Source organism: Legionella sp. ST3F1 (assembly GCF_048553315.1).
GTDB classification, from domain to species: Bacteria; Pseudomonadota; Gammaproteobacteria; order Legionellales; family Legionellaceae; genus Tatlockia; species Tatlockia donaldsonii.
Genome location: NZ_JBLZIO010000010.1, coordinates 79,710 through 101,985, shown reverse-complemented (window position 1 = coordinate 101,985; position 22,276 = coordinate 79,710). Strand labels below are relative to the sequence as shown.

Genomic DNA, 22,276 nt, shown 5'->3' with positions numbered 1-22,276 from the left:
CAGGGTGTTTCTTTTACTATTTACACCTCTACGGGATAGCCAGACATCGCCCACTCAATAATACCGCCCTCTATGGAATAAACTTCCCGATATCCCATGGCTATCAGGGATTGTCCGGCGTACAGGGATCTCACACCGCCTTTGCAATAAAGGTAAATCGCTTTATGTCGCTCAGGAACTTCGGTCTCGATACAGGCAGGCAGGGTATCCTTAGGAATATGTAGAGCGCCAGGAATGCGGGCCTCCTCCCATTCATCGGGTTCGCGAACATCAATCAAACATAAATGAGGCTCAAGCGCTTGGCGTTTTTTTAATTCATGAACATCAATGATAGTAACAGTAGGGTCAGTCATGGTGTCTCTCTTAGGGCTGGTCGGGTGAGTGTTGAATGATGGATAAACCAGTATATAGCGGCTGTAATAACACCGCCAATCAGCGTAGCGAAAGCCCAGGTTGCTGCAGATACCAAAGCAGGGCGTTGTCCCAGCTTGTATAAATGACCTGCATCACGTGCTACTGCTCCGGCAAAGAGAACGTGCAGGATGGCAGTGATTAGCATGAGAAGATAATGCATGGTTTGAATCTGGTTTTCATATTGCTGCATGATTTCAGTTAACATTTACAGAAGCTCCCTGCGTTTGTCTTGATTGTCGCCATGATATCAGAAAAAGAGCGCTGATGACGCAAAAAATAGCCAGGCTTTGTAAGTAGTTTGGTGTTTCATTAAACACAACAAACCCCCAGAATAACCCCGTCAAGGCAACCATGCCGCCTGTCAAACTATAGAAAACAGGGCCAGCCAGGCGAACGAGTTGGAAAAAAAGTATATAACCGAGGCTGGATAGTATGATTTCTAACAGAACGACTTGTTTGGCTGTCGTGAAAGGCATGCTGAGAGGATAAAATGCCTGTTGTTGGATGACCATGGGGGTTAACAACAGCGATGCGGCGAGTAACATGCCGCTGGCAGCTTGTAAGGCGTTTAATTTTTCGGGTTGATAGGCGGCAATATAAATCGAACAAAGTGCAAAACACAGTGGGCTAATTAAAGCAAGTAAAGTCCAGCTTGAGAATAAATGCCCATTGTCTGGAGCAATGATAAGCAAAATACCTGTCATACCTAATAGAAGGGCAAGGATGCGCCATACATCAAAACGTTCCTGACCAGCCGCCAAAGCCAGGGGATAAACCAATAGGGGAACAGTGTTCACCAAAACTGCCAGTAAGCCTGCTGGAATATGAGGTGCGATGAAGTACATATTGGTATTGGGTATTGCAATACCTACCAAACCGCATACAAGGAAAAAGGGCCAATTTCCGGGTTGGAGTAACGCGTTATTTTGGGTGATAAAACTGGTCAGTAATAATAACAGGGCTGGCCCCAATGCTTGCCAAAATGCATAACCTAAGGGCGGCACGCCGTGAGTCATTGCATATTTAGCCAAGCTATAACCTGAGCCCCAGATAAAACCCAGTATTATTAACAGAAGGATTGCCAATAAAGTTTTAGAGTGACTCACGCTTCATCCTCATTCATTAAAAATCCTGTTGAGAATTAGAAACCATCAACCATAAGCGGATCATTGGAATGAGGAAAACGGTGTCAATACATCGGATACGTCCCTCAAACAGCCCTGGCACTTATAGAAAAGAACAATTATAACGCGGATAAAATCAGAGTGATATCTGGGTGTTTAGATTGTTCTGCTGGATTAAGAATAGTTTTCATCCTTTGATTCAGTCTTTAACCTGGGTTACCATCTTTTGATAATTTATCACGGGAGAGAGCATGCAAGCTGAGGATGTTCCTGTACCTCATTTGACTACAGCCCATTACGGCCCTTTACATCATGTAGAAAAAGTTATCTTGAATCAGGTGGCGACAATCGAAACATGGTTCCGGCAAAAATGGCGGGAAACACCGCCGCCACTAACTTCTTCAGTGGATTTGCGCCATGCAGGGTTTAAATTGGCACCAGTAGATACCAATTTATTTCCTGCGGGTTTTAATAACCTGAATCGTGATTTTCTGCCTTTGTGTGTCCAGGCTGCCCAATCCGTCTTGGATGACTACCTGCCTACTTGTAAAAAAATTTTGTTGCTACCGGAGAGCCATACCCGTAATCGCTTTTATTTACAGAGTCTCGCTGTCTTGCGTGATATTTTTATGAAAGCAGGTTTTATAGTACGTATAGGCAGTTTGGATCCGGAATTAACATCCCCTACCGAAATGCGTACTGATGAGGGGATAAGCTTGCTCATTGAACCCATACACCGACGTGGCGACCGAGTTGAGTTAGCTGATTTTAATCCTTGCATGTTATTGTTAAATAATGATTTATCCTCAGGAATACCGGAAATTTTACAAGGCATAAAGCAAGCGATAAGACCAACTGCAAAATTGGGCTGGTCCTCAAGACTAAAATCCAGTCATTTCCATTTTTTTGATCAGGTCGCTACGGAGTTTGCGCAATTAGTAAATATTGATTCCTGGTTTATTAATCCCTATTTTTCTGCGGTGGATGGTGTCGATTTCATGGCTCAGGAAGGGGTGGATGATTTAGCTGAACAAGCTGATAAATTGCTCGCTTTGATCAAAGATAAATACGCCACTTATGAAATTTCAGAAAAGCCTTTCCTAGTCGTCAAGGCAGATAATGGTACCTATGGAATGAGTGTAATGATGGTGCATGATGCAGAGGAATTACGCCAGCTGAATCGCAAGCAACGTACCCGTATGGCTGTCAGTAAAGGGAGTCGAAAAGTAGACCGTGTAATGATTCAGGAAGGCGTATACACTTTTGAAACCATGCCGGATGGCGCAGTAGCAGAACCTGTTGTTTATATGATTGGCCAATTTGTAGTAGGCGGTTTTTATCGTGTCCATCAAGGGCGAGGAACGAATGAAAATCTGAATGCACCCGGTATGCATTTTGAACCTTTAGCGTTTGCCCAAGCGTGTAATATGCCACGTAATGATTTGGCGGTAGTTGATTGCCCTAACCGGTTTTACGCGTACGGCGTTATAGCGCGTCTTGCTGCTCTTGCTGCAGCAAGGGAAATTGCAGCGGTCGGAGGGGAGTAGACATGAAACTTGCTGTGCTGATGGATCCTTTGCACAAATTAAAGCCTTATAAAGATTCAACCATTGCTATGCTTAAAAGTGCACAAGCCCTGGGTTGGTCTTGTGTTTATTTTACTCTTGCCGATTTGTATTGTCAGGGTGGGCGTGCCTATGGACAAATGTCTACCATTAAAGTCGGAGATGAAACCAGTACGAATTGGGCAGAAAGCACTTTTTTGGGTGAGTGTGCTTTAGCCGAGTTTGACATTATCCTGATGCGTAAAGATCCGCCCTTTGATATGGAATACATTTATGCAACCTATGCGCTCGATTTAGCGGAGCAGGAAGGGGTTTTGGTAGCCAATAAACCGCAAAGTTTACGTGACGCCAATGAAAAATTTTTTACCCTCAATTTTCCGCAATGCTGTCCGCCCACCTTAGTTAGCCGGGATATGGATCGCTTACGTGCTTTCTGGCATGAGCATCGCAATGTTATTTTTAAACCCCTTGAAGGCATGGGAGGGAGTTCAGTTTTTCATGTTAATGAGAAAGCTCATAATTTATCGGTGATACTGGAGGTGTTGACTAAGGGGCAACAGATTAGCGTGATGGCACAGCAATACATTCCGGAAATTATTACCGCGGGTGATAAGCGCATCATACTGATTAATGGTGAACCTGTGCCGTATGCACTGGCACGTATTCCTGCGAAAGGGGAGTTACGTGGCAATCTTGCTGCAGGCGCTCACGGTAAGGTTGTAGCGATTACAGACCGGGATCGTTGGCTTTGCCAGCAAATTGCGCCAACACTGAAAGCCAAGGGATTATATTTTGTTGGAATCGATGTGATAGGTGATTATTTAACCGAAATTAATGTTACAAGTCCTACCTGTATTAAAGAAATAGAAGCGGAAACCGGGTTAGATATTGCGGGGGATTATATGCGTTGCTTGGCTACTTTAGTTTCTTCTTAGGTTGCCAGCTTATTAGAGGAGAGAGGTTTCCTCCTCTAGCTTAAACGCTACCCTCAAACTGCAATTGGCGCCAAGCTTCAAAAAGAATAATCGCCACAGAATTAGATAAATTTAAACTTCGGCTGTTCGCACACATTGGAATGCGGATGGCTGTATAGCGCTCTCTTAAATCGGCCGGTAAGCCTCTTGTTTCAGGTCCAAAAAGTAAAAGATCCTCATCTTGATAGTCGACTGTACTATAATTTTTTTGACTTTTAGTTGTACAGGCGAAGATCCGACGCTGTTGATTTTTTTCTATAAAGCATTGCTCATCAGGATAGTGGATTATATTGGCCCATTCGTGATAATCCAGACCAGCACGTCGCATGCGCTTGTCATCCAACTCAAATCCTAATGGATGAATGAGATGAAGCTGTGCGCCGCTGTTAGCGCACAGACGAATGATGTTACCTGTATTGGGTGGAATTTCAGGCTGGTAGAGTGCTATGTGCAGCATGGCTATTGTTTTTTAGATTCTGGTTTAGATGCAGCCGGGGCTGACTCTTCTTCGTCATCAATATAATCTTCCCCGCCTTCCTCATTCTCATCAACATAGAGAGAACCATTATCTTGTTCACCGGTGATGCGGAAATGACGGTGCTGCAAATAGGCATCACGGATAAAGGCATATTTATCCAAGGCTTGGTCCATTAAACGCTCATTCTCAAGGAATTGCGAGCGTAGATCGACATACCTCAGTCCAGCTAATGCATAGATAATCCCATCACTAAAAAGATAGGGATAGGGAGTAAACACCGTATAATCGAAGACCATACCCATGCCATCACGGATGGTACTGGGTCCCAGGAAAGGAATCACAATGTAGGGGGACTTTTTATCGCCCCATTTGGCAAAAGTTAACCCTAAATCATTATAGTGCGGCGGCAAACCAAAGCGTTTATCCGCTACATCAAAAATACCCACCACGCCGATGGTGGAGTTGATCAAAAAGCGCCAGCTATCCTTGACCGTATAGCGCCAGTCAGCCTGGAGTACATCATTCGCGACGGTCGGAAGCATTGCCACATTATTGTAGGCATTATTGATGCCCAGTCGCACCAGTGGAGGTAAAACGGCTTTATAAAATTTTGCTGGGGGTTTTAAAAAGGTTGCATCAAACGCCATATTAAATTTGTGTATTTCGCGGTTAAGCGGCTCGTAAGGATCGTCAGGATTTGGACCTTTGTGTACACAGGCAGATAAAATGAACGAGCTGATCAAGGTCGCGAAGATACCAATTAAGCGCATGATTATTTTAATTTTTGATTGCGAGAGTTGATGTTACAACACTTTCTGTGTCTTGAAAACGATTCCTGGCAGACAAATCAAAGGAATACTCGCATCTTGATGTTAATTTTAGAGTTTATTGACGGAGTGGAAAAGCATTGATTTGCTACGTCGCTGTTCATTGACTACCCTATAAACTGCGTTGCGATGCTCGTAAATCAATGCTTTTCGGCCATGATAGTAGACCTGCCAACAGACCCTAAAATTGCAGTAAAAAAGTGACTGGACCATCGTTACAAAGATGAACTTGCATATCAGCACCAAACTGACCACTGGCTACCTTCGGATGCATTTTAAAAGCAAAATGCAGGAGTTGATTAAATAGTAATCGTCCTGTTTCTGGTGTTGCTGCTTTAGAAAAGCTGGGGCGTAAACCTTTCTTTGTGTCTGCTACTAAGGTAAATTGAGGTACTAATAATAAACCACCTCCTATCTCCTTGAGGCTTAAATTCATTTTGCCTTGCTCATCACTAAAAATGCGATAATTAAGGCATTTTTCCAGCATACGAAGCAGGGTAGATTCTTCATCAGCCTGTTCAAAACCACAAAGAATCAATAAGCCTTGAGCAATCTCGCCCATAATCTGGTCATTAATAACGACTTTTGCTTCACTAACCCGTTGTACTACAACTAACATACATCCAAACCTTGACGAGAAATTTCTTTGCCGGCGGCAATTAGAGCATCAATAATCCCTGTTTCTTGATCCGAATGGCCTGCTTCTCTCACTATTCTTAAATTTGAAGCAGGCAGGGCTTGATGTAATTCCCAAGCCCCTGCCAATGGACATATCATATCGTAACGACCGTGAATAAGATAAGCAGGCAGATGTCTAATTTTATGCACATTAGCCAGAACCTGATTTTCTTCAATAAAAAAGTGATTATTAATAAAATACGACTCCAGGGTGGCAAGTGCCAGAGCAAAATGGGGTTCGCTATAGTGTTCAATAACGTTCGCATGCGGTTGTAAACTACTGCAGCGTGCTTGCCATAATGCCCAGTGTTTGGCAGCAGCCATACGAGCGACTTCATTGTCGCCTTGCAGGCATCTGGCATAATAATGAGTAAGGTGATTTTGCTCTTCCAAGGGTACAAGGCTAATGAATTCTTGCCAATAATCCGGATAGATTAGATTTGCACCTTGACGGTAAAACCAATCTATATCCCGTTGTCGGCCTAAAAAAACATGATGTAATAGCAAGGCGTGTACCTGCTGCGGATATAATTGAGCATAGAGCAAAGCCAGCAGTGAACCCCAACCCCCACCAAATAATACAAAGCGTGTTATGTTTAAGTAATCGCGAATGGTATCGATGTCATCAAGCAAATTTTGCGTGTTATTATTCTTAAATTCAGCATGGGGCGTTGAGCGTCCGCAACCACGCTGATCAAATAAGACGATGCGATAAATTTGCGGATCAAAAAAACGACGTAGATGATTGGCTCCCTCGGCCCCTGGACCCGGATGTAGCACGAGCACTGGTAAACCATTTGGGTTACCGGTTTCTTCCACATAAAGTACATGGGGTTCACTAACCGGCAATTCGCTGCATTTGTAAGGCTTAATGGGAGGATAGAGAGTATGCATAATAGGCTCGCTAATTTTTAATATCATCTTATACTTGCACAGGGATATTGAAAAGATACTCTCAGGACTTACGAAAAAATCCGATCTCTTCGTTAAAATTTGATTTTAATTCGGTCATTTAGTCAGCCTAAACTCCCTGGTTAAAATCAAATTTTTCCTCGGCCTCGGCGTTTTTGTAATTCCTGACCCTGTGAACCGGATAAAATTAGCATAGCAAAACTTTGTCTTTGACTGCTAAATTTAAGATAATACTTTTTTTGAAATCTAATGCGTCTACAAGAGGGGATTAATGAAAGCACTGCTTGATGGATTAAATGAGAAACAGCGTGAAGCGGTGACTGCGCCTTTAGGCAATATCCTTGTTTTGGCTGGTGCAGGGAGTGGTAAGACACAAGTCCTGGTTAGTCGTATTGCCTGGCTTATTGAGCAAGAGCAATTATCTCCGCATGCGATTCTGGCGGTAACTTTTACCAATAAAGCAGCCGGTGAGATGAAGGCACGACTAAACGCCATGCTTGAAACACCCTTGTTGGGACTTTGGGTCGGTACTTTTCATGGCTTATGCCACCGTTTACTGCGTCGGCATTACCAGGCAGCTAAATTACCTGAACAATTTCACATTCTGGATAGTGAAGATCAGGCGCGTATTATTAAGCGGGTTATTGCTGCTTTGAATCTCGATGATGAGCAGTGGCCGGTAAAACAAGCCCAAGCGTTTATTAATAGTAAAAAAGATGAAGGTTTAAGGCCGCAGCATATTAATGCACTGCCTTATGGTCCAACTCGCACGCTAATCCAGATTTACAAGGCTTATGAACAAGCATGTCAGACTGCCGGAGTGATTGATTTTGCTGAGTTATTGTTACGTACCCATGAATTATTGCGCGATAACGCTGATCTCTTGGCTCATTACCGCCAACGGTTCCAGGCTATTTTGGTGGATGAATTTCAAGATTCTAATACAATACAGTACGCTTGGATTCGCTTACTTGCAGGTGAACATACGGCGGTAATGGCTGTAGGTGATGATGATCAATCTATCTATGGTTGGCGTGGTGCCAAGGTAGAAAATATTGAGCAATTTTCGCACGATTTTAAAGGCACCCAAATTATTAAACTGGAACAAAATTATCGTTCAACAGCGACCATTCTCGATGCTGCCAATGCATTGATTACCAACAATAATTCACGCATGGGTAAACGTTTGTGGACTGCTGGTGCTGCTGGCGAAAAGATTGTTGTCTATAGTGCTTTCAATGAATTGGAAGAAGCGCGTTTTGTCAGTGAACGCATTACTATGGAAATTAATCAGGGGCGCGGTGCTCATGAAATTGCAGTTTTGTATCGTTCCAATGCTCAATCACGTGTTATAGAAGAAGCGTTATTGCGTGCCGGTATTGCTTATCGTATTCATGGTGGTGTACGTTTTTTTGAACGGGCAGAGGTAAAAGATACACTGGCTTACCTGCGTCTCCTGGCTAATTGTGATGATGATACAGCATTTGAACGCATTGTGAATTTTCCTACCCGCGGTATCGGCGAAAAAACGCTGGAAGAGTTGCGTCAGCAAGCGAAAACAGAACAGATTTCGTTATGGCGCTCGGCCAAGCTTCTCTTACAAAAAGAGTTTTTGCCGCAACGAGCTGCTTCCGCCTTAGCTAATTTTATGGCACTCATTGAAAAACTGCAGACCCATACTCTCTCTATGGAGTTAGATGGTCAAATCGAGGCCGTCATTGAACTTAGTGGTTTGTATGCGCACTTTGCAAAAATAAAGGGTGATAAATCAGAATCGCGTTTGGACAACTTGCAAGAATTGATCAATGCAGCCAAACAGTTTCGTTATGAACAAGATGCTGAGGAAGAATTGCCTTTATTGGTTGCCTTCCTGGCTCATGCTTCTTTGGAAGCAGGCGAGATGCAGGCTGAGGAGCATGAACGTTATGTGCATCTGATGACCTTGCATGCCGCTAAAGGTTTGGAATTCCCATTAGTTTTCTTGGTTGGTATGGAAGAAGGGGTCTTCCCCGGAAGACAGTCTGTAGAGGAGCCTGGCCGTTTAGAAGAGGAGCGTCGCTTGTGTTATGTGGGTATGACGCGAGCGATGGAGAAATTAGTCCTGTCATATGCCGAAGTTCGCCGTCAATATGGGCGGGAAGAGTACCATCGACCCTCACGTTTTTTACGGGAATTACCAGAAGGATTGGTGGATGAAGTCCGTGTCAAATCACGTATGCAAATGCCAGTATCGCCAAAAAACTTAGCTTCTGCGGTTGCTAAAGAAGCAGGCTTAAAGCTTGGTCAAAATGTAACCCATGCTAAATTTGGCCAGGGAGTAGTGCTTGCTGTTGAGGGCAGCGGTGCTCAAACACGGGTGCAAATAAAATTTGCAGAGGAAGGCAGCAAATGGCTGGTTTTAGCCTATGCCAATTTGACCATACTTGAGGATTGCATGCCCTTTTAAGTAACGTGGATTCGATACAAAAAACAGGTTTCTGTTTGAACGTTATCTTATAAAATGCATCGTACTTATACAAGATCCAGGGATAATGATGAAGCAATAGGCCGCTACAACCCAGTTTCGAAAAAAAGTCTATTGAATTTAGCGTAAGCTGGTGCTACGTTTCTGTTGTCAAAATAAAGGATAGTCCTAACCAATCTGAGTTCGATTTTCGAAATTCAGCCTACGTAGGTCTGACAATCTAATCATCAATAAGGGGAAAGGTGTGAAATTTACAAGTTTATTAGCAGCGGGCGCATTGATCACAGCAATGAACTCGCCGGTAGTAATGGCTGCCGATACTGATACTATGACTGACGCGCAAAAAAAAGCGATTGAAAAAGTAGTCCATGATTATCTAGTGAATAATCCTGAAGTGTTAATAGAAGCTTCCCAAGCGTTGCAGCAAAAGCAGCAGCAAACCATGCAACAGCAAGCACAGGCGGCGATTAAAGATAATGCCAGTCAATTGTTTAATGATAGTATGGCTGTTGCCGGCAATCCAAAAGGTAACGTAACCCTGGTTGAATTTTTTGATTACCAATGCATTCATTGCAAGAAAATGGCATCTGTACTTAGTGATTTAGTCAAGAAAGACAATAATCTCCGTATTGTTTATAAAGAGTTTCCTATTTTCGGTAAAAGTTCCGAATTAGCATCCAGAGCAGCGTTGGCAGCTGGCATGCAAGGAAAATATCAAGCGATGCATGATGCTTTACTCAAGCAAGAAAAGCGTTTGAATGAAGAACTGATATTGAGTACTGCAAAATCACTCGGTCTGAATATGGCAAAACTTAAAACAGATATGAACAGTAAAGCAGTGACTGATGCTTTAAATGCTAATCGTGAGCTTGCAGAAAAATTGCGTTTGATGGGTACACCAGCATTTATTGTTGCTGCTACGCCAGCCGGTAAATTCAAAGAAGGCAGCGCGCCATCATTTATTCCAGGTGCTGCCGGGGAAGAAGCCTTGCAAGAATTGATTAAGAAAGCAGCTTCCAATCAATAAACCGGTTGAATTCTCTGGTTAGTAAAACAGAGTCATTGCGTTAAGGATAATTAGCAAGAGAACTGCCGCTAAAGCAGATACTGACTAAGCCTGTTATAATGGGATATGTAATAGGCTTAGTCCTTGGATTATCTTTCGAAATACGACTGAATTCGATGTGGCGCTCGAATCCTGCATACCAGGGTTCCGAGCTCCGTGTTTTCTTTTTCTGCCTTCAATGCAGCAAGTTTCGAAAGAAGTCTACTTATTCCTTCTGGTGTGAACGGAAAGAATGATAGTATCTTGCCATTCATAAAGAGCTTTACTCGTTATTTTGAGACAAACATGACAAAACCCAGTACTTTCCAGGATATTATATTAGCCCTGCAGCAATTTTGGGCTGCAGAAGGCTGTGTATTATTACAACCTTTGGATATGGAAGTAGGGGCTGGGACTTTTCACCCGGCTACTTTTTTACGAGCGATAGGCCCTGAACCATGGTCAGTAGCCTATGTGCAACCTTCGCGACGACCAACTGATGGGCGCTACGGGGAAAACCCTAACCGGGGCCAGCATTATTATCAGTTTCAGGTAATTTTGAAACCATCTCCCCTCGATATACAAGAAAAGTACTTGAACTCTCTACGTGCCTTGGGTGTTGATCCGTTGGCAGATGATCTTCGTTTTGTCGAAGATAATTGGGAATCACCTACGTTGGGGGCCTGGGGACTAGGCTGGGAAGTGTGGCAAAATGGTATGGAGGTATCGCAGTTCACCTATTTTCAACAAGTGGGTGGTTTAGTATGTAAACCAATTACAGGTGAATTGACTTATGGCCTTGAGCGATTGGCCATGTATCTGTTAGGCGTGGATAATATGTTCGATTTGCCTTGGTGTGAAACAGCACAGGGTGTAGTCACCTATGGTGATGTGTTTCATCAAAACGAAGTTGAAATGTCAGCTTACAATTTCGAATACGCCAATGTGGATGCTTTGTTTAAACAGTTTGATTACTACGAAGGGGAGGCAGAAAAGCTGGTTGCTTTGAATCTGCCTTTACCGGCGTATGAAATGGTCATTAAAGCGTCTCATGCCTTTAACTTGTTAGATGCACGACGAGCGATTTCTGTAACGGAAAGGCAGCGCTATATTTTACGAGTACGCCATTTATCCCGATCAGTGGCACAAGCTTATTATGAGGCGCGCGAGGCGCTAGGATTCCCTATGCAAAAGGTGTGTGATGGCAAATGATTTTTTATTTGAATTAGGTTGTGAAGAGCTTCCTTCTGCGGCTGTTTGGCCTTTAGCTGATGCTTTGGCAAATAATTTTTTAGCCCTGTTGGAAAAAGCAAAGATTCATCACGCTGGGATAAAGTCTTTCGCAACACCAAGACGTTTGGCTTTTCTAGTGTCTGGCTTGCAAGATGAACAGCCTAGCCAAATTATATCTCGACGTGGTCCTGCTCTGGCCGCTGCTTATGATACAGAGGGTAAACCTACAGCAGCCTTATTAGGTTTTGCTAAATCTTGTGGTGTAGATGTACGTGATTTAGTCTCCATTAAAACGGATAAAGGTGAATGGCTGGTTCATGAATCTACTGTTAAGGGGGCAAAAACAAGTGAATTATTGCCCACGATGATTAACCAGGTATTAGCAACTTTACCCATTGCTAAACCCATGCGTTGGGGGAATGGTGATGTTGAATTTGCGCGGCCAGTCCACTGGGCGGTTATGCTGTTCGGAAATGAAGTAATAGCTTGTGATATTTTAGGGGTAAAGACTGGATGTCATAGCTATGGCCACCGTTTTCATCACCCGCAAGCAATAGAAATAAAAAAACCACAAGATTATGAAGCATTATTACAAGAGGCGTTTGTGATTGCTGATTTTAGTAAGCGTCGGGCATTGATTGTTAAACAAGTAGAACAACTTGCCAAAGAACAGGGTGCGCAAGCAATCATGCCAGATGAGTTGCTTGATGAAGTCACCTCAATTGTTGAATGGCCGCAAGCATTGAATGCCAGCTTTGATCAGGATTTTCTGGAGGTACCTGCAGAAGCCTTGATTGCATCCATGCAGTCACATCAAAAATGTTTTGCTTTACAAAATAGCAGTGGAAAATTGCTGGCAAATTTCATTACAGTTAGTAACATTCGCAGTACCAACCCCAAGCAGGTTATCAACGGTAATGAGAAAGTCATGCGTGCCAGGTTAAGTGATGCCGCTTTCTTCTTTCGCAAGGATAAAGAGCGGGCGTTGAGCGATCATATTGAGGCCACTAAGAAAGTTGTTTTTCAGGCACGTTTAGGTAGCCTGTATGATAAAACCAAACGTATGCAAGGTTTAATGACTTACCTGGCTTCGCCACTTCGATTAAATGAAAAGGAAGCCCAGCGAGCAGCAGAATTAAGTAAATGTGATCTCTTGACTGGGATGGTCGGGGAATTTCCTGAGTTACAAGGTTTGATGGGGTATTATTATGCCCATCATGACAAGGAAACAGAGGACGTGGCAATTGCCTTGAATGAGCAGTATATGCCTCGGTTTGCAGCGGATCAATTACCTAAAACCGATTTGGGACTGGCCTTATCCCTGGTTGAACGATTGGATACTTTGGTTGGTATTTTTGCTATTGGTCAAAAACCTTCTGGGGTTAAGGATCCATTTAAGTTACGTCGTCACGCACTCGCAGTTGTACGGTTGTTGCTTGCTACGCCAGTAAAACTTCGTTTGTCTGAGTTAATAGAAAAAACAGTGACAATGTATGCTGATACCTTGCCGGCAGAAGCAAACGTCTCTTTGGCAGAACTGCAGCCCTTTATATTGGAACGGATGCAGTCTTATTATCAGAGCCACAATTTGGGTATTGATCTGGTCCACGCGGTTCGTGCCCGTCAAGAGGATTGGTTGTATGACTTTGATAAACGGATTAAAGCGCTGGCAGTCTTTACTAGACAACCGGAAGCAGTTGTTTTATCAGCAGCCTGTAAACGCGTAAATAATTTGTTACAGCAAGCGGAGCAAAGTGGCTTTTCAGCTATTGATGAAGCGTTGTTGGAAGAAGGCGCTGAAAAGGCACTTTATACGCATTTACATGCAATGGAAACTATTGTGCAGCCTCTTTACGCAACAGGTGATTATGGGCATATTCTTACTCAGCTTGCCAGTTTACGCGAACCAGTAGACGCTTTTTTTGAACATGTCATGGTGATGGTTGATAATAAAGACGTTAAAATGAATCGGTTGAGTTTATTGGCTCGTTTGCAAACACTGTTACAAGGCGTTGCAGATATTTCTCTCTTACAAATTGACTTATGAATAGACTTCTTTCGAAAGTAGTTCTGTTAGACAGAGATGGCGTAATTAACCAGGACTCTCTTCACTATATTAAATCAGTTGATGAGTTTATCTTTTTACCTGGTAGTGTTGAGGCGATCGCCGCTTTAACCAAGGCCGGGTATCGTATTGGTGTTGCTACGAATCAATCGGGTGTTTCCCGTGGTTATTATAATGAGGAAGCCCTTGCTGCTATTCATGAAAAACTCTTGCAACATGTACGTGCTGCAGGAGGAGAAATTGAAGCAATAGAGTATTGTATCCACATGCCCGATCAAGGTTGTTTTTGTCGCAAACCAAATCCAGGGATGTTATATGCATTAGCAAGAAAATTAGAGTGTACTTTGATTGATACGCCCTTTATTGGAGACAGAGTATCTGATATTCAGGCCGCAGAAGCTGTAGGCGCAAAACCACTGCTGGTTTTTTCACCAATGACCGATAGAATTGCTTTACAAGCCTATTCCCATGTCCCTGTTTTTAATTCGCTTGCGCAATGTGTCGAGCAGTTATTAGCACCATGAATGATCAGTTGGCAATTGGCTACGAAAATGAAGCGCTGGAGGAGGAAGCAGAACAGCTTGCTGTACAATTGGGACTCGAGATAAATAATCAAGCTGCCAGGCAATTGTTAGTGACCAGCGAGAGATTGGTTCTTAAAATTCCTGCTTTTTCACCCTTGTATGCGGATTTTACCACGTCGACCTGGCAAAAACGCCGTGATGCGGGGAAAAAACAGGGATTGGTACGTGCTTGCAAACCGGGTCCAGGGACGCGAATTATTGACGTAACGGCTGGGTGGGGGAGAGACGCTGCTGTACTCGCCAGTTTCGGTGCGGAAGTGCTTATGATAGAGCGTCAGCCGATAATGGCTGTCTTACTTGCTGATGCGTTGATGCGCCGTGATGAGCATTCCAAAGAGCGCTTGAAACTCAAAGTAAAACACGGTGATGCGCTTCATTATTTACAAGATTTGCCTTTGAATGCCTACCCAGAAGTTATTTATATGGATCCCATGCATCCACAACGGCAAAAAGCGGCACTGGTCAAGAAAGACATGCAAGCTTTGCAACAGCTAATTGGTACTGATGAAGATTCATTAGCGCTTTTAGCGTTAGCCAAAACCAAGGCTCTTAAACGAGTAGTCGTTAAATGGCCGCAGCATTTGCCTGCCCTGTTGCCACCGACTAGCAGTATCGCAGGCAAAACAGTTCGGTTCGATATCTATGCAAATGCTTCTGCTTTTGACAGTAAAACTTAAAGGTTAATGACACTATCTAAGTACCTAAACTTTGATTTTCTATACCTTGCTGCTCACAGATTAGTGAATATGCTCCGCGATGATATCCGAAAAGCAACGCTTAGGCACTCAAGCTAGCACCATGTTTCAATCAGCCTTAAGCCAGATCGAATTCGCCCAACTCTTCGCGCAAACGTTTTTGTTCAAAAATGTCTTCAATACGCCGGCGTCGTTCCAATTTGGTACTTAGATGAGTTTCAGTGCTCATTTCCGTTGAGTTAATACTTTCTTCAAGCCCTATCTCAAAATCATCAAAACGTTGAGTACTCATGGTTGTCCTCCTTTACTGGGCTGTATTAGACCTCTTGCATAACTGTTCTTTGCTTCCATTGCTGCGTTGCAACGTTATGCAGTGTTCATTGACGACTTGTAAACTCTGCTTCTTGAAACGTTTATGCTTTGCGCAAAAACAAAATACGCAGTTATGCAAGAGGTCTATTGAATTCCATAACAACATTTTGGGTTGTGGATCTTTAACCTCTTGGCAAGGCGCTCCAGACTTCAGTGTTTTATCTACTCAAGTACCAGGAGTAAAAATCCAGTAATAATCCTCTGAATTTTCTAATAAAAATAACAGAATTCCACTGTCAGGGACAGTGGAATTTTTTAAACATTGGCTGCAAGAGGTAATCAGAGTGTGTGGGGTTAAATAGTACCGCCTCCAAGACTAGGTGCCGTAGAACCTGTTGGTGGTGGAGGCGTAGTCCGCATTTCCTGGAGTTTTTGCTTGATGCTGACTGATTCTGTTTTAGCGCCCGGTGAGTTAAAGACTCGTCCTTCACGTTCCTGGGCAATTTTAGTGGCTTCATTTTTAGCTTTTCGCAACCGACTGGGTTCATCGTCAAACAATTTATCTTCTTCTTTGAGCTTTCCTTTTTCATATTTTTCGGTAAGCGATTTACCATTGACTACGATATTGATATCTCTCGGCTCAAAACCTGCCTTAATAGCGGCTTCGTAAGCTTTTTTCCCTAATTCTTTTGCTTTATCAGGATCTGCTGCAGTGAGTTCCATGGTAATCGTTTCGGCACCCGTCGCTTTGATAGTATGCGCGAGACTGGCTAAATCCTTTTCAACACTCTTTGTTACATCGCGGGCTTTACGATCAAAGAAAATCCAATCCTTAGATAGTTTCATTGAATAGGAACCATCCGTATTTTTGGTAAGAGGCCTGCCAGTTAAAGTATTGATTGTGTCTAAATCCTGAACTTTAATCCCTCTCAAAATCGCGGTTGATTGATCGGCTTGAATTGAAACAGTGGTCGATCGACGCGGTTCGTTGGCTGCTCGTTGCGCAGCCAGCGTATCAATTGCTGCCCTCATTTGTTTATCGCGCTCATAGCGATCACCGAGTAATGCAATACGATCGAATTCCTTTTGCATAGCCGAATAAAATTTTTTAATGCTGTAGTTAAACTCCGCCTCAGCCCGTTTTATTTGTGAGGCATGGGATGCTTTCGTCGCATTAACCATATCATCCTTAACTTTGTTCACCTGTTCTTCGGTGGTGCCTGGTCCCATGGCAGCTTTTATTTTTTCGCGAAATTCATTACGAGCAGGGGGATTAGCAGGCGCAAATTTATCATTGAGCCGTTCAAGCTCTTTCGCTTGTTGGGCCTTGATTGCTGCCAATGCGTCAGATTTCTTTTCTTGTAAAACATTGGCTATTCCGGCAGCACTGTATTGAGGAGGATTTGCCATCACTAACGTATGCAAGTTAGTGACATCTTTGGTAAAATCACTAATCGCTTTATCAGTGGCTGGGGTTTTGGCAAATACTTCTTTTATACCATTAACAAGATCTGGATCCGATCCAAATTTTTCAGTAATTGATTTGCCATCTGGTGTTGTGGTCTTAAGGGGTTTTTTATCGCCATCGACTATTTTATCAAAATCACTCAGATCTTTAAGCCTTTTTGATGAGTAATTTTCCATAGTAGTGCGAGCCGTGATACCGCCCTCAATACCCACGCTTTTTCTGTGTTCATCCCAATAAGCAACCTGCTGTTCAGTGCTCATTGCTCCCAGAGTGAATGCATTTTTGATTTTTTGCCCTCTGGTCTTAATATTTGTAGGGTCAGCCATAATGTCTATCTCTGTTAAGGTAGTAGTCAGATAAGAAAAGTATAACACCTAAATAATTAAAATAGGATTAAGCCGATTCTTCTTAACTTTTTCTTAACATATATAGAATGCCGGGGGTAAAGTATCTTATTTTTGTTTTAATAGTTAAGAGTGGATTCGCGGAACCAGCGCAGTACAAAGCTGCTTCCGCGAATGCAGGAGGTTACCAGGCTGGTATTGCAGCGTCACCAAAAAGCTCTTGCGCTTTATTCGTTACTTCCTTGGAGTTCATTGCTTTAACAAACTCTTCAAGTTGAGCCTTTTTAGGACTGTCACGACGAATCACAATTAAATTGGCATAGGGGGAATCTTTTCCTTCGACATAGATTGCATCGCGGGAAGGACTGAGACCTGCTGGAATTGCAAAGGTGGTATTGATAACTGCTGCATCCACATCGTCTAAAATACGTGGTAATTGAGCTGCATCCAATTCTTTAATGGCGAGGTGTTTGGGATTGCTGGCAATATCAGCGACACTAGCCAAGTCTGTTTTTTTCAGGGTAATTAAACCGGCTTTTTGCAGTAGTAATAAAGCCCTCGCTTCATTGCTCGGATCATTAGGAATAGCAATGGTGGCTTTATCGGGTAACTGGTTTAGTTTTTTGATTTTTTTGCTGTAAACCCCTGTGGGGTAAACAAAGGTTTTACCTATTGCTTCGAGATCATAGCCATGTGCTTTGTTAGCGGCTTGTAAATAAGGTAAATGTTGGTAAACATTGGCATCCAGGCTTCCGTCTTGTAAGGCTTCATTGGGTAAATTATAGTCGTTAAATTCGACAATTTTAATGGTTAAGCCGTATTTTTGCTCGGCTACCTCTTTTGCTGTTTCAACCAAATCAGTTTCGGGACCTGCAATAGTGCCGATGGTTAGGGTATTGGGTGAGGGTTTATGGCATGCCACTAAGCTGACTAACAAAACTAAGATACTAAAAAAACGCATGATGACTCCTAAATTTCTACCCTATCTAATTGTGCGAAAATCGGCGTGCTAAACGATCGCCACCCATTTGGAGTAATTGGACAATTAATACCAAAATAAAGACGGTTGCTAACATGACACTCACATTAAAACGTTGATAACCGTAACGAATTGCCAAATCACCTAAACCACCTCCACCTACGGTACCTGCCATGGCGGAGTAATTCACCAAGGTAATCGCAGTAATAGTGACAGCATGAATTAACGCAGGAAAAGCTTCTGGAAACAAGAGATGACGAATCATTTGCCAGGTATTTGCCCCCATGGAAAAACCAGTTTCGATCAGACCATTGGGTAAACTTTGATAGATGTTATCCACTAAACGAGCAAAAAAAGGAGTAGCGCCAAGCGTAAGTGGAACCATGGCGGCATGTAAACCAATCGAGGTCCCCACAATAAAACGGGTAATTGGAATCAAGGCAACAAGCAGGATAATAAAAGGGATGGAGCGACTCATGTTGATAATTGCAGCAATGAAGCGATGCAACCCTGGGTGGGGTTTGATTTTTGCAGAGGTGAAAAGAAGAGTACCTAAAGGTAATCCTAGTAAGACGGCAAATACAGTGCTGACAATCACCATGTAGAGCGTTTCACCACTGGCCACCATTAAATCATAAAACATCGTCAGTGACATAACCTAAAATCTCCACCGTTAAATTAGATTCTTCGCAACGTTTGATAAATTTTTGCAGCAATGCCTGATTAGCGGCTAATTCGACTATCAGCACACCGCAGGTAACCGCATCAAATTGGTCAATATTAGCAAGGAGGATATTAATATCTAAATTCAGCTCACGACTGGTTTTGCTAATAAAGGGAATAGTCGCATTATCACCCTGGAAAAAGAGGCGTAACAAGGGTTTATTATTGGCTACGCTGGATAGTGAACTCTGCAGGCAAGTTGGTAGTTGCGGGCTTAACTGAGTATATAGCATGCTTCGTGCTGGGCTGGCTGGATTACTGAATACGCTCGCCAAGGAGGTTATTTCAACAATCTCACCAGCCTCCATGACAGCGAGGCGATGGCAGATTCGTTTTACTACTTCCATTTCATGAGTAATTAATACAATGGTAATACCGTACAAAGTATTAATTTTCTTTAGTAATTCAAGAATGGCATTGGTTGTTTCCGGATCGAGGGCAGATGTTGCTTCATCACAGAGAAGAATTTTAGGTGAGCAGCTGAGGGCACGCGCAATGGCAACGCGCTGCTTTTGTCCCCCGCTAAGCTGTCCTGGATAATGATGTATTTTTTCCTCAAGCTCAACAAGAGGGAGTAATTCGTGAATTTTTTCATGGATAACCGATTCGGTTATTCCCTGGATGCGCATAGGCAGTGCAATATTGTCATAAACCGTTTTGGAATTGAGTAAATTAAAATGCTGGAAAATCATTGCCATTTTGTGGCGGGCTTTACGCAAACCCTGCATAGATAGGTGTGTAATATTTTCATTATCAACAATGACTTCTCCACTACTCGGTCTTTCCAGTAGATTAATGGAGCGTAATAAAGTGGATTTTCCAGCACCACTTTTGCCTATGATGCCAAAAATCTCACCTTCCTGAATGAATAAATTGATATCACGCAAGGCAATGTTCGTTGCATAGGATTTGGTTAATCCATTTAATTCTATCATTACATCAACCTAAGGGTATTGCAGCATGCGGAGGCAAGGAGGGAAATTACCCGCTTTAGCCGTATTTACAATAAAATGAGCCTAGACCATATTACTGAGCGCCCGCAAGCTGAAGTTTCAAATCGGCGCAAGCGCGTATCATACAATATCTCTTTAGTGAAAGAAACTAAAAGCGTGTCTCTGCCTCTTTGAGGGTTTAATCTTTTTGTTTTTTAGGCACTTTGAGTTTATGTAGTTTTCCCTTCTTTAAAAAACAATAAACCAGGCCTAAAACTAAACCATAAACCAAATGGCCAATTAACGGTTGTATATTACTTTGCAGACCAGCAAGATTCCATTTTACAAACAAAGGGTCACCTGCAGATAAAGTCGGTAACAGGGTCATAGGACCTATTATCCACATGCCTATACCAAAGAAGAGTCCCCAGAAAATCGAAGTAAACCATGAATGGATTAGCCAGCCGAAGACAAAAGCGAAGACAAGTCCCGCGATAATACTGATTATAAAGTGAACCATCATCCCGCCTAGTTTAGTAGGCATGCCGATGATACTGCCCAGGGTTTCAGACATACCGCCAAGAATTAAAAAAAAGGCAAAGACAATACCAGCCACTACACCCGAAAGCACACCATTGGTAAAGCATTTACGATCGCACATCCAAATCTCCTTATAAATTTTTCTTTTTATCTTTTAACAGATATGGCTACGTGTTAGCTTGATTATCAGGTCTTACCTGGAACTCCAATGTTAAAATCAAATTTTGCCTGGACCTCGATGTTTTTTCGTAAGTCCTGTTTATTATAGATCCGATTTTCATAATAGGAGAAGAATCAAAGATTGAGGTTAAATTGACAAGCCTTAAATTTATTGGCAACCTCAACTCTCACTATTGATCGGATGAAGGAGCTGTGTTAATGAAAAAGCAATTAATGTCAATTCTTGCGCTGTTATCATTCTCAGTACATGCCAGTGAGCTTAGTACTTTTGCTGAAGTGGCAGATGCTGTAGTTGGAGGGAAACAAATAAATTTTGTAGTATCCTTCAAGGATTGTGAAACAGAGAATCCAACCGCTAATATTAAAGCATCCTTCAGGCCTCATGCGCTGATGTTAATTGCCAATAACCGAGTTACTGCCTCTGATAAGCATTTCACGTTGGATAATCTCGGAAATCCTATTATCGAGTTCGTGAAGTACAATATTCATGCAGATACTAGCGTTGAAGTACAAGTGGCTATTATGAACGCCAAAGATTATCATCCTGTAGAGCGCCATCAAATCCATTGTCAATTAGGAAAGAGTTTTCAAGTGTTTAGCAATGAGCGCCAAATTACTTAAGATTATTTCCAGATACCGATAGCTTGGTTTTCTGTGCTTTATTGCAATACCTGAAAATCATAACTCTTGGTTTGGGGTTAGCCTGGTTTCGTTGCCCTCTTCATCCTTGTTTCGCGTTGTATAAATTTTCTCGGTGGCTTTAGAAGGGGCAAACAGGGAGAGATAGGGGGGGGGTGGTGACATGTCTGGTAACTCCCTATCATCTAAGGTTGTCTCTTTCTGTTGTGATTTAGTCAAAACAGCCTCCATGGCAAAAAAGGAAAACTGGGTTGTTGTAGCGGGGGCTCTTCCTCCTGTTTCCAATGTTGATGGGCAGCCGTAAAACATGGGATCATAGGCTTTGATAGGGGAGGAGGATTTAGATGGCGCTATGGAGTGGATTCGCTCCAAGGGATTGCCAAAAGCAAAAAAAGAGAAGGAACTCTCCCGATCAGCTTCATATCCCTTTGTTATTGCTTCCATTTCAAGCTGATTTTTTAACCGGTACAGTTCTATGACAAAATGACCGAATTTATCATTCTTCTCTATATAGGGGTAACAAATTGGTATGAAAGGCTGAAAAGAATTGAGCATTGCCTCGATCAGTTGATGCGATTTTCTTTGAGTAACAATCATTAAAACATGGGCTAAATCAACTTCTAACGAATTTTTATGTAAGGGGTTTGAGCTGTCTATGACAGTAAAATTTTTCAGAATAATGCGTTCTATAAGATTAATCCTGGCTAAAGGCGCCTTTCTGGCGAATCGTTTATCGTTGCCAAAATTAAGGGCAGCAACCATTCTTTCCTGGTTAATAAAATCAGTAAAGATACTGTTCTTAATAAGATGGTCATCGGTAATTTTGATGTAAAGGATACTAAGGCCTAAAAGATCTCGTGTAAAAGCAGCTAAATGAACAGAGTTATTGCGTCTTAAACTGTATTTGGCGTACATTTTCTCATTAACACCTAATAACAGTTCAATAGGTAGTGGTTGATAGAGGGTGTCTAAAAAAAGGAATAATTCTTCAATAAAATAGCGGGCTGCTTTTCTCTTATGATGAAATACCTTGGATGTTAGGGATATAAGGAGTTCTTCATACCACATCAGATTGCCTATAATGTGTAAAAATTTTTTCTA

23 protein-coding genes are annotated in these 22,276 nt (G+C 42.5%); 9 read left to right on the top strand and 14 right to left on the bottom strand.

Going from position 1 to position 22,276, the window contains the following annotated elements; translation table 11 throughout:
• Nucleotides 1-20 precede the first annotated feature (20 nt).
• Genes ACN4Z1_RS08720 through ACN4Z1_RS08710 form a run of 3 tightly spaced genes read right to left on the bottom strand, consistent with a single transcriptional unit; the run spans nucleotide 21 to nucleotide 1,520 of the window.
• The gene (locus tag ACN4Z1_RS08720; protein ID WP_228363319.1) at nucleotides 21-353 is read right to left on the bottom strand and encodes a rhodanese-like domain-containing protein; all 333 of its coding nucleotides are present in this window, start codon (nucleotides 351-353) and stop codon (nucleotides 21-23) included.
• A complete protein-coding gene (locus tag ACN4Z1_RS08715; protein ID WP_115221845.1) occupies nucleotides 350-619 on the bottom strand; it encodes a hypothetical protein in 270 nt (89 codons plus the stop codon). The genes ACN4Z1_RS08720 and ACN4Z1_RS08715 overlap by 4 nt, the downstream gene beginning before the upstream one ends.
• Nucleotides 609-1,520 carry a DMT family transporter gene (locus tag ACN4Z1_RS08710; protein ID WP_228363318.1) on the bottom strand — a complete coding sequence of 304 codons (912 nt, stop codon included), beginning with the start codon at nucleotides 1,518-1,520 and terminating at the stop codon, nucleotides 609-611. The genes ACN4Z1_RS08715 and ACN4Z1_RS08710 overlap by 11 nt, the downstream gene beginning before the upstream one ends.
• 269 nt (nucleotides 1,521-1,789) lie before the next feature.
• Between ACN4Z1_RS08710 and gshA the strand changes: the two genes are divergently transcribed.
• The gene (gshA, locus tag ACN4Z1_RS08705; protein ID WP_115221843.1) at nucleotides 1,790-3,085 is read left to right on the top strand and encodes a glutamate--cysteine ligase; all 1,296 of its coding nucleotides are present in this window, start codon (nucleotides 1,790-1,792) and stop codon (nucleotides 3,083-3,085) included.
• A gap of 2 nt (nucleotides 3,086-3,087) precedes the next feature.
• Nucleotides 3,088-4,038, top strand: a complete 951-nt coding sequence (gshB, locus tag ACN4Z1_RS08700) for a glutathione synthase (protein WP_228363317.1) — start codon at nucleotides 3,088-3,090, stop codon at nucleotides 4,036-4,038.
• Nucleotides 4,039-4,078: 40 nt separating this feature from the next.
• On the opposite strand, the gene trmL is transcribed toward gshB, so the two are convergent.
• The 4 genes from trmL to pip all read right to left on the bottom strand — a co-directional run bounded on the left by trmL (nucleotide 4,079) and on the right by pip (nucleotide 6,954).
• Nucleotides 4,079-4,534, bottom strand: coding sequence for a tRNA (uridine(34)/cytosine(34)/5-carboxymethylaminomethyluridine(34)-2'-O)-methyltransferase TrmL (gene trmL, locus ACN4Z1_RS08695; RefSeq protein WP_228363316.1), 456 nt, complete (start codon nucleotides 4,532-4,534; stop codon nucleotides 4,079-4,081).
• A gap of 2 nt (nucleotides 4,535-4,536) precedes the next feature.
• Complete coding sequence (locus tag ACN4Z1_RS08690; RefSeq protein ID WP_228363315.1) at nucleotides 4,537-5,325, bottom strand: VacJ family lipoprotein; 789 nt, start codon at nucleotides 5,323-5,325, stop codon at nucleotides 4,537-4,539.
• 238 nt (nucleotides 5,326-5,563) lie between these two features.
• Entirely contained in the window at nucleotides 5,564-6,001 is a 438-nt protein-coding gene (gene dtd, locus ACN4Z1_RS08685) for a D-aminoacyl-tRNA deacylase (RefSeq protein WP_228363314.1), read from the bottom strand.
• Nucleotides 5,995-6,954: a prolyl aminopeptidase gene (pip, locus tag ACN4Z1_RS08680; RefSeq protein ID WP_370634571.1), complete on the bottom strand. Its 960-nt coding sequence runs from the start codon at nucleotides 6,952-6,954 to the stop codon at nucleotides 5,995-5,997. Before pip ends, dtd begins: the two co-directional genes overlap by 7 nt.
• A gap of 289 nt (nucleotides 6,955-7,243) precedes the next feature.
• Here pip and uvrD point away from each other — a divergent pair, with 289 nt between their 5' ends.
• The 6 genes from uvrD to ACN4Z1_RS08650 all read left to right on the top strand — a co-directional run bounded on the left by uvrD (nucleotide 7,244) and on the right by ACN4Z1_RS08650 (nucleotide 15,040).
• A complete protein-coding gene (uvrD, locus tag ACN4Z1_RS08675) occupies nucleotides 7,244-9,418 on the top strand; it encodes a DNA helicase II (RefSeq protein WP_228363312.1) in 2,175 nt (724 codons plus the stop codon).
• A gap of 262 nt (nucleotides 9,419-9,680) precedes the next feature.
• On the top strand, nucleotides 9,681-10,463 hold the full coding sequence (locus ACN4Z1_RS08670; RefSeq protein WP_228363311.1) for a DsbA family protein: 783 nt from the start codon (nucleotides 9,681-9,683) through the stop codon (nucleotides 10,461-10,463).
• A 324-nt stretch (nucleotides 10,464-10,787) separates the two neighbouring features.
• Nucleotides 10,788-11,693, top strand: a complete 906-nt coding sequence (glyQ, locus tag ACN4Z1_RS08665; RefSeq protein WP_228363310.1) for a glycine--tRNA ligase subunit alpha — start codon at nucleotides 10,788-10,790, stop codon at nucleotides 11,691-11,693.
• Nucleotides 11,683-13,761, top strand: a complete 2,079-nt coding sequence (gene glyS, locus ACN4Z1_RS08660; RefSeq protein WP_228363309.1) for a glycine--tRNA ligase subunit beta — start codon at nucleotides 11,683-11,685, stop codon at nucleotides 13,759-13,761. The genes glyQ and glyS overlap by 11 nt, the downstream gene beginning before the upstream one ends.
• Entirely contained in the window at nucleotides 13,758-14,303 is a 546-nt protein-coding gene (gmhB, locus tag ACN4Z1_RS08655) for a D-glycero-beta-D-manno-heptose 1,7-bisphosphate 7-phosphatase (RefSeq protein WP_228363308.1), read from the top strand. Before glyS ends, gmhB begins: the two co-directional genes overlap by 4 nt.
• The gene (locus tag ACN4Z1_RS08650) at nucleotides 14,300-15,040 is read left to right on the top strand and encodes a class I SAM-dependent methyltransferase (RefSeq protein ID WP_228363307.1); all 741 of its coding nucleotides are present in this window, start codon (nucleotides 14,300-14,302) and stop codon (nucleotides 15,038-15,040) included. The genes gmhB and ACN4Z1_RS08650 overlap by 4 nt, the downstream gene beginning before the upstream one ends.
• Nucleotides 15,041-15,176: 136 nt before the next feature.
• Here ACN4Z1_RS08650 and ACN4Z1_RS08645 read toward each other — a convergent pair whose 3' ends face one another.
• From ACN4Z1_RS08645 to ACN4Z1_RS08620, 6 genes are all read right to left on the bottom strand, one after another.
• The gene (locus ACN4Z1_RS08645) at nucleotides 15,177-15,350 is read right to left on the bottom strand and encodes a PA3496 family putative envelope integrity protein (protein ID WP_181879383.1); all 174 of its coding nucleotides are present in this window, start codon (nucleotides 15,348-15,350) and stop codon (nucleotides 15,177-15,179) included.
• Between the two features lie 374 nt (nucleotides 15,351-15,724).
• Nucleotides 15,725-17,164: a hypothetical protein gene (locus ACN4Z1_RS08640; RefSeq protein WP_228363306.1), complete on the bottom strand. Its 1,440-nt coding sequence runs from the start codon at nucleotides 17,162-17,164 to the stop codon at nucleotides 15,725-15,727.
• Between the two features lie 202 nt (nucleotides 17,165-17,366).
• Nucleotides 17,367-18,143: a MetQ/NlpA family ABC transporter substrate-binding protein gene (locus ACN4Z1_RS08635; protein WP_115221830.1), complete on the bottom strand. Its 777-nt coding sequence runs from the start codon at nucleotides 18,141-18,143 to the stop codon at nucleotides 17,367-17,369.
• A gap of 25 nt (nucleotides 18,144-18,168) precedes the next feature.
• The gene (locus ACN4Z1_RS08630; RefSeq protein WP_228363305.1) at nucleotides 18,169-18,816 is read right to left on the bottom strand and encodes a methionine ABC transporter permease; all 648 of its coding nucleotides are present in this window, start codon (nucleotides 18,814-18,816) and stop codon (nucleotides 18,169-18,171) included.
• Nucleotides 18,794-19,819 carry an ATP-binding cassette domain-containing protein gene (locus ACN4Z1_RS08625; protein WP_228363304.1) on the bottom strand — a complete coding sequence of 342 codons (1,026 nt, stop codon included), beginning with the start codon at nucleotides 19,817-19,819 and terminating at the stop codon, nucleotides 18,794-18,796. Before ACN4Z1_RS08625 ends, ACN4Z1_RS08630 begins: the two co-directional genes overlap by 23 nt.
• 196 nt (nucleotides 19,820-20,015) lie before the next feature.
• Nucleotides 20,016-20,477 carry a DUF1440 domain-containing protein gene (locus ACN4Z1_RS08620; protein ID WP_228363303.1) on the bottom strand — a complete coding sequence of 154 codons (462 nt, stop codon included), beginning with the start codon at nucleotides 20,475-20,477 and terminating at the stop codon, nucleotides 20,016-20,018.
• Between the two features lie 257 nt (nucleotides 20,478-20,734).
• Between ACN4Z1_RS08620 and ACN4Z1_RS08615 the strand changes: the two genes are divergently transcribed.
• Nucleotides 20,735-21,157, top strand: coding sequence for a VirK family protein (locus tag ACN4Z1_RS08615; protein WP_228363302.1), 423 nt, complete (start codon nucleotides 20,735-20,737; stop codon nucleotides 21,155-21,157).
• Nucleotides 21,158-21,214: 57 nt separating this feature from the next.
• On the opposite strand, the gene ACN4Z1_RS08610 is transcribed toward ACN4Z1_RS08615, so the two are convergent.
• Complete coding sequence (locus ACN4Z1_RS08610; protein ID WP_228363301.1) at nucleotides 21,215-22,243, bottom strand: hypothetical protein; 1,029 nt, start codon at nucleotides 22,241-22,243, stop codon at nucleotides 21,215-21,217.
• Between the last annotated feature and the right edge of the window lie 33 nt (nucleotides 22,244-22,276).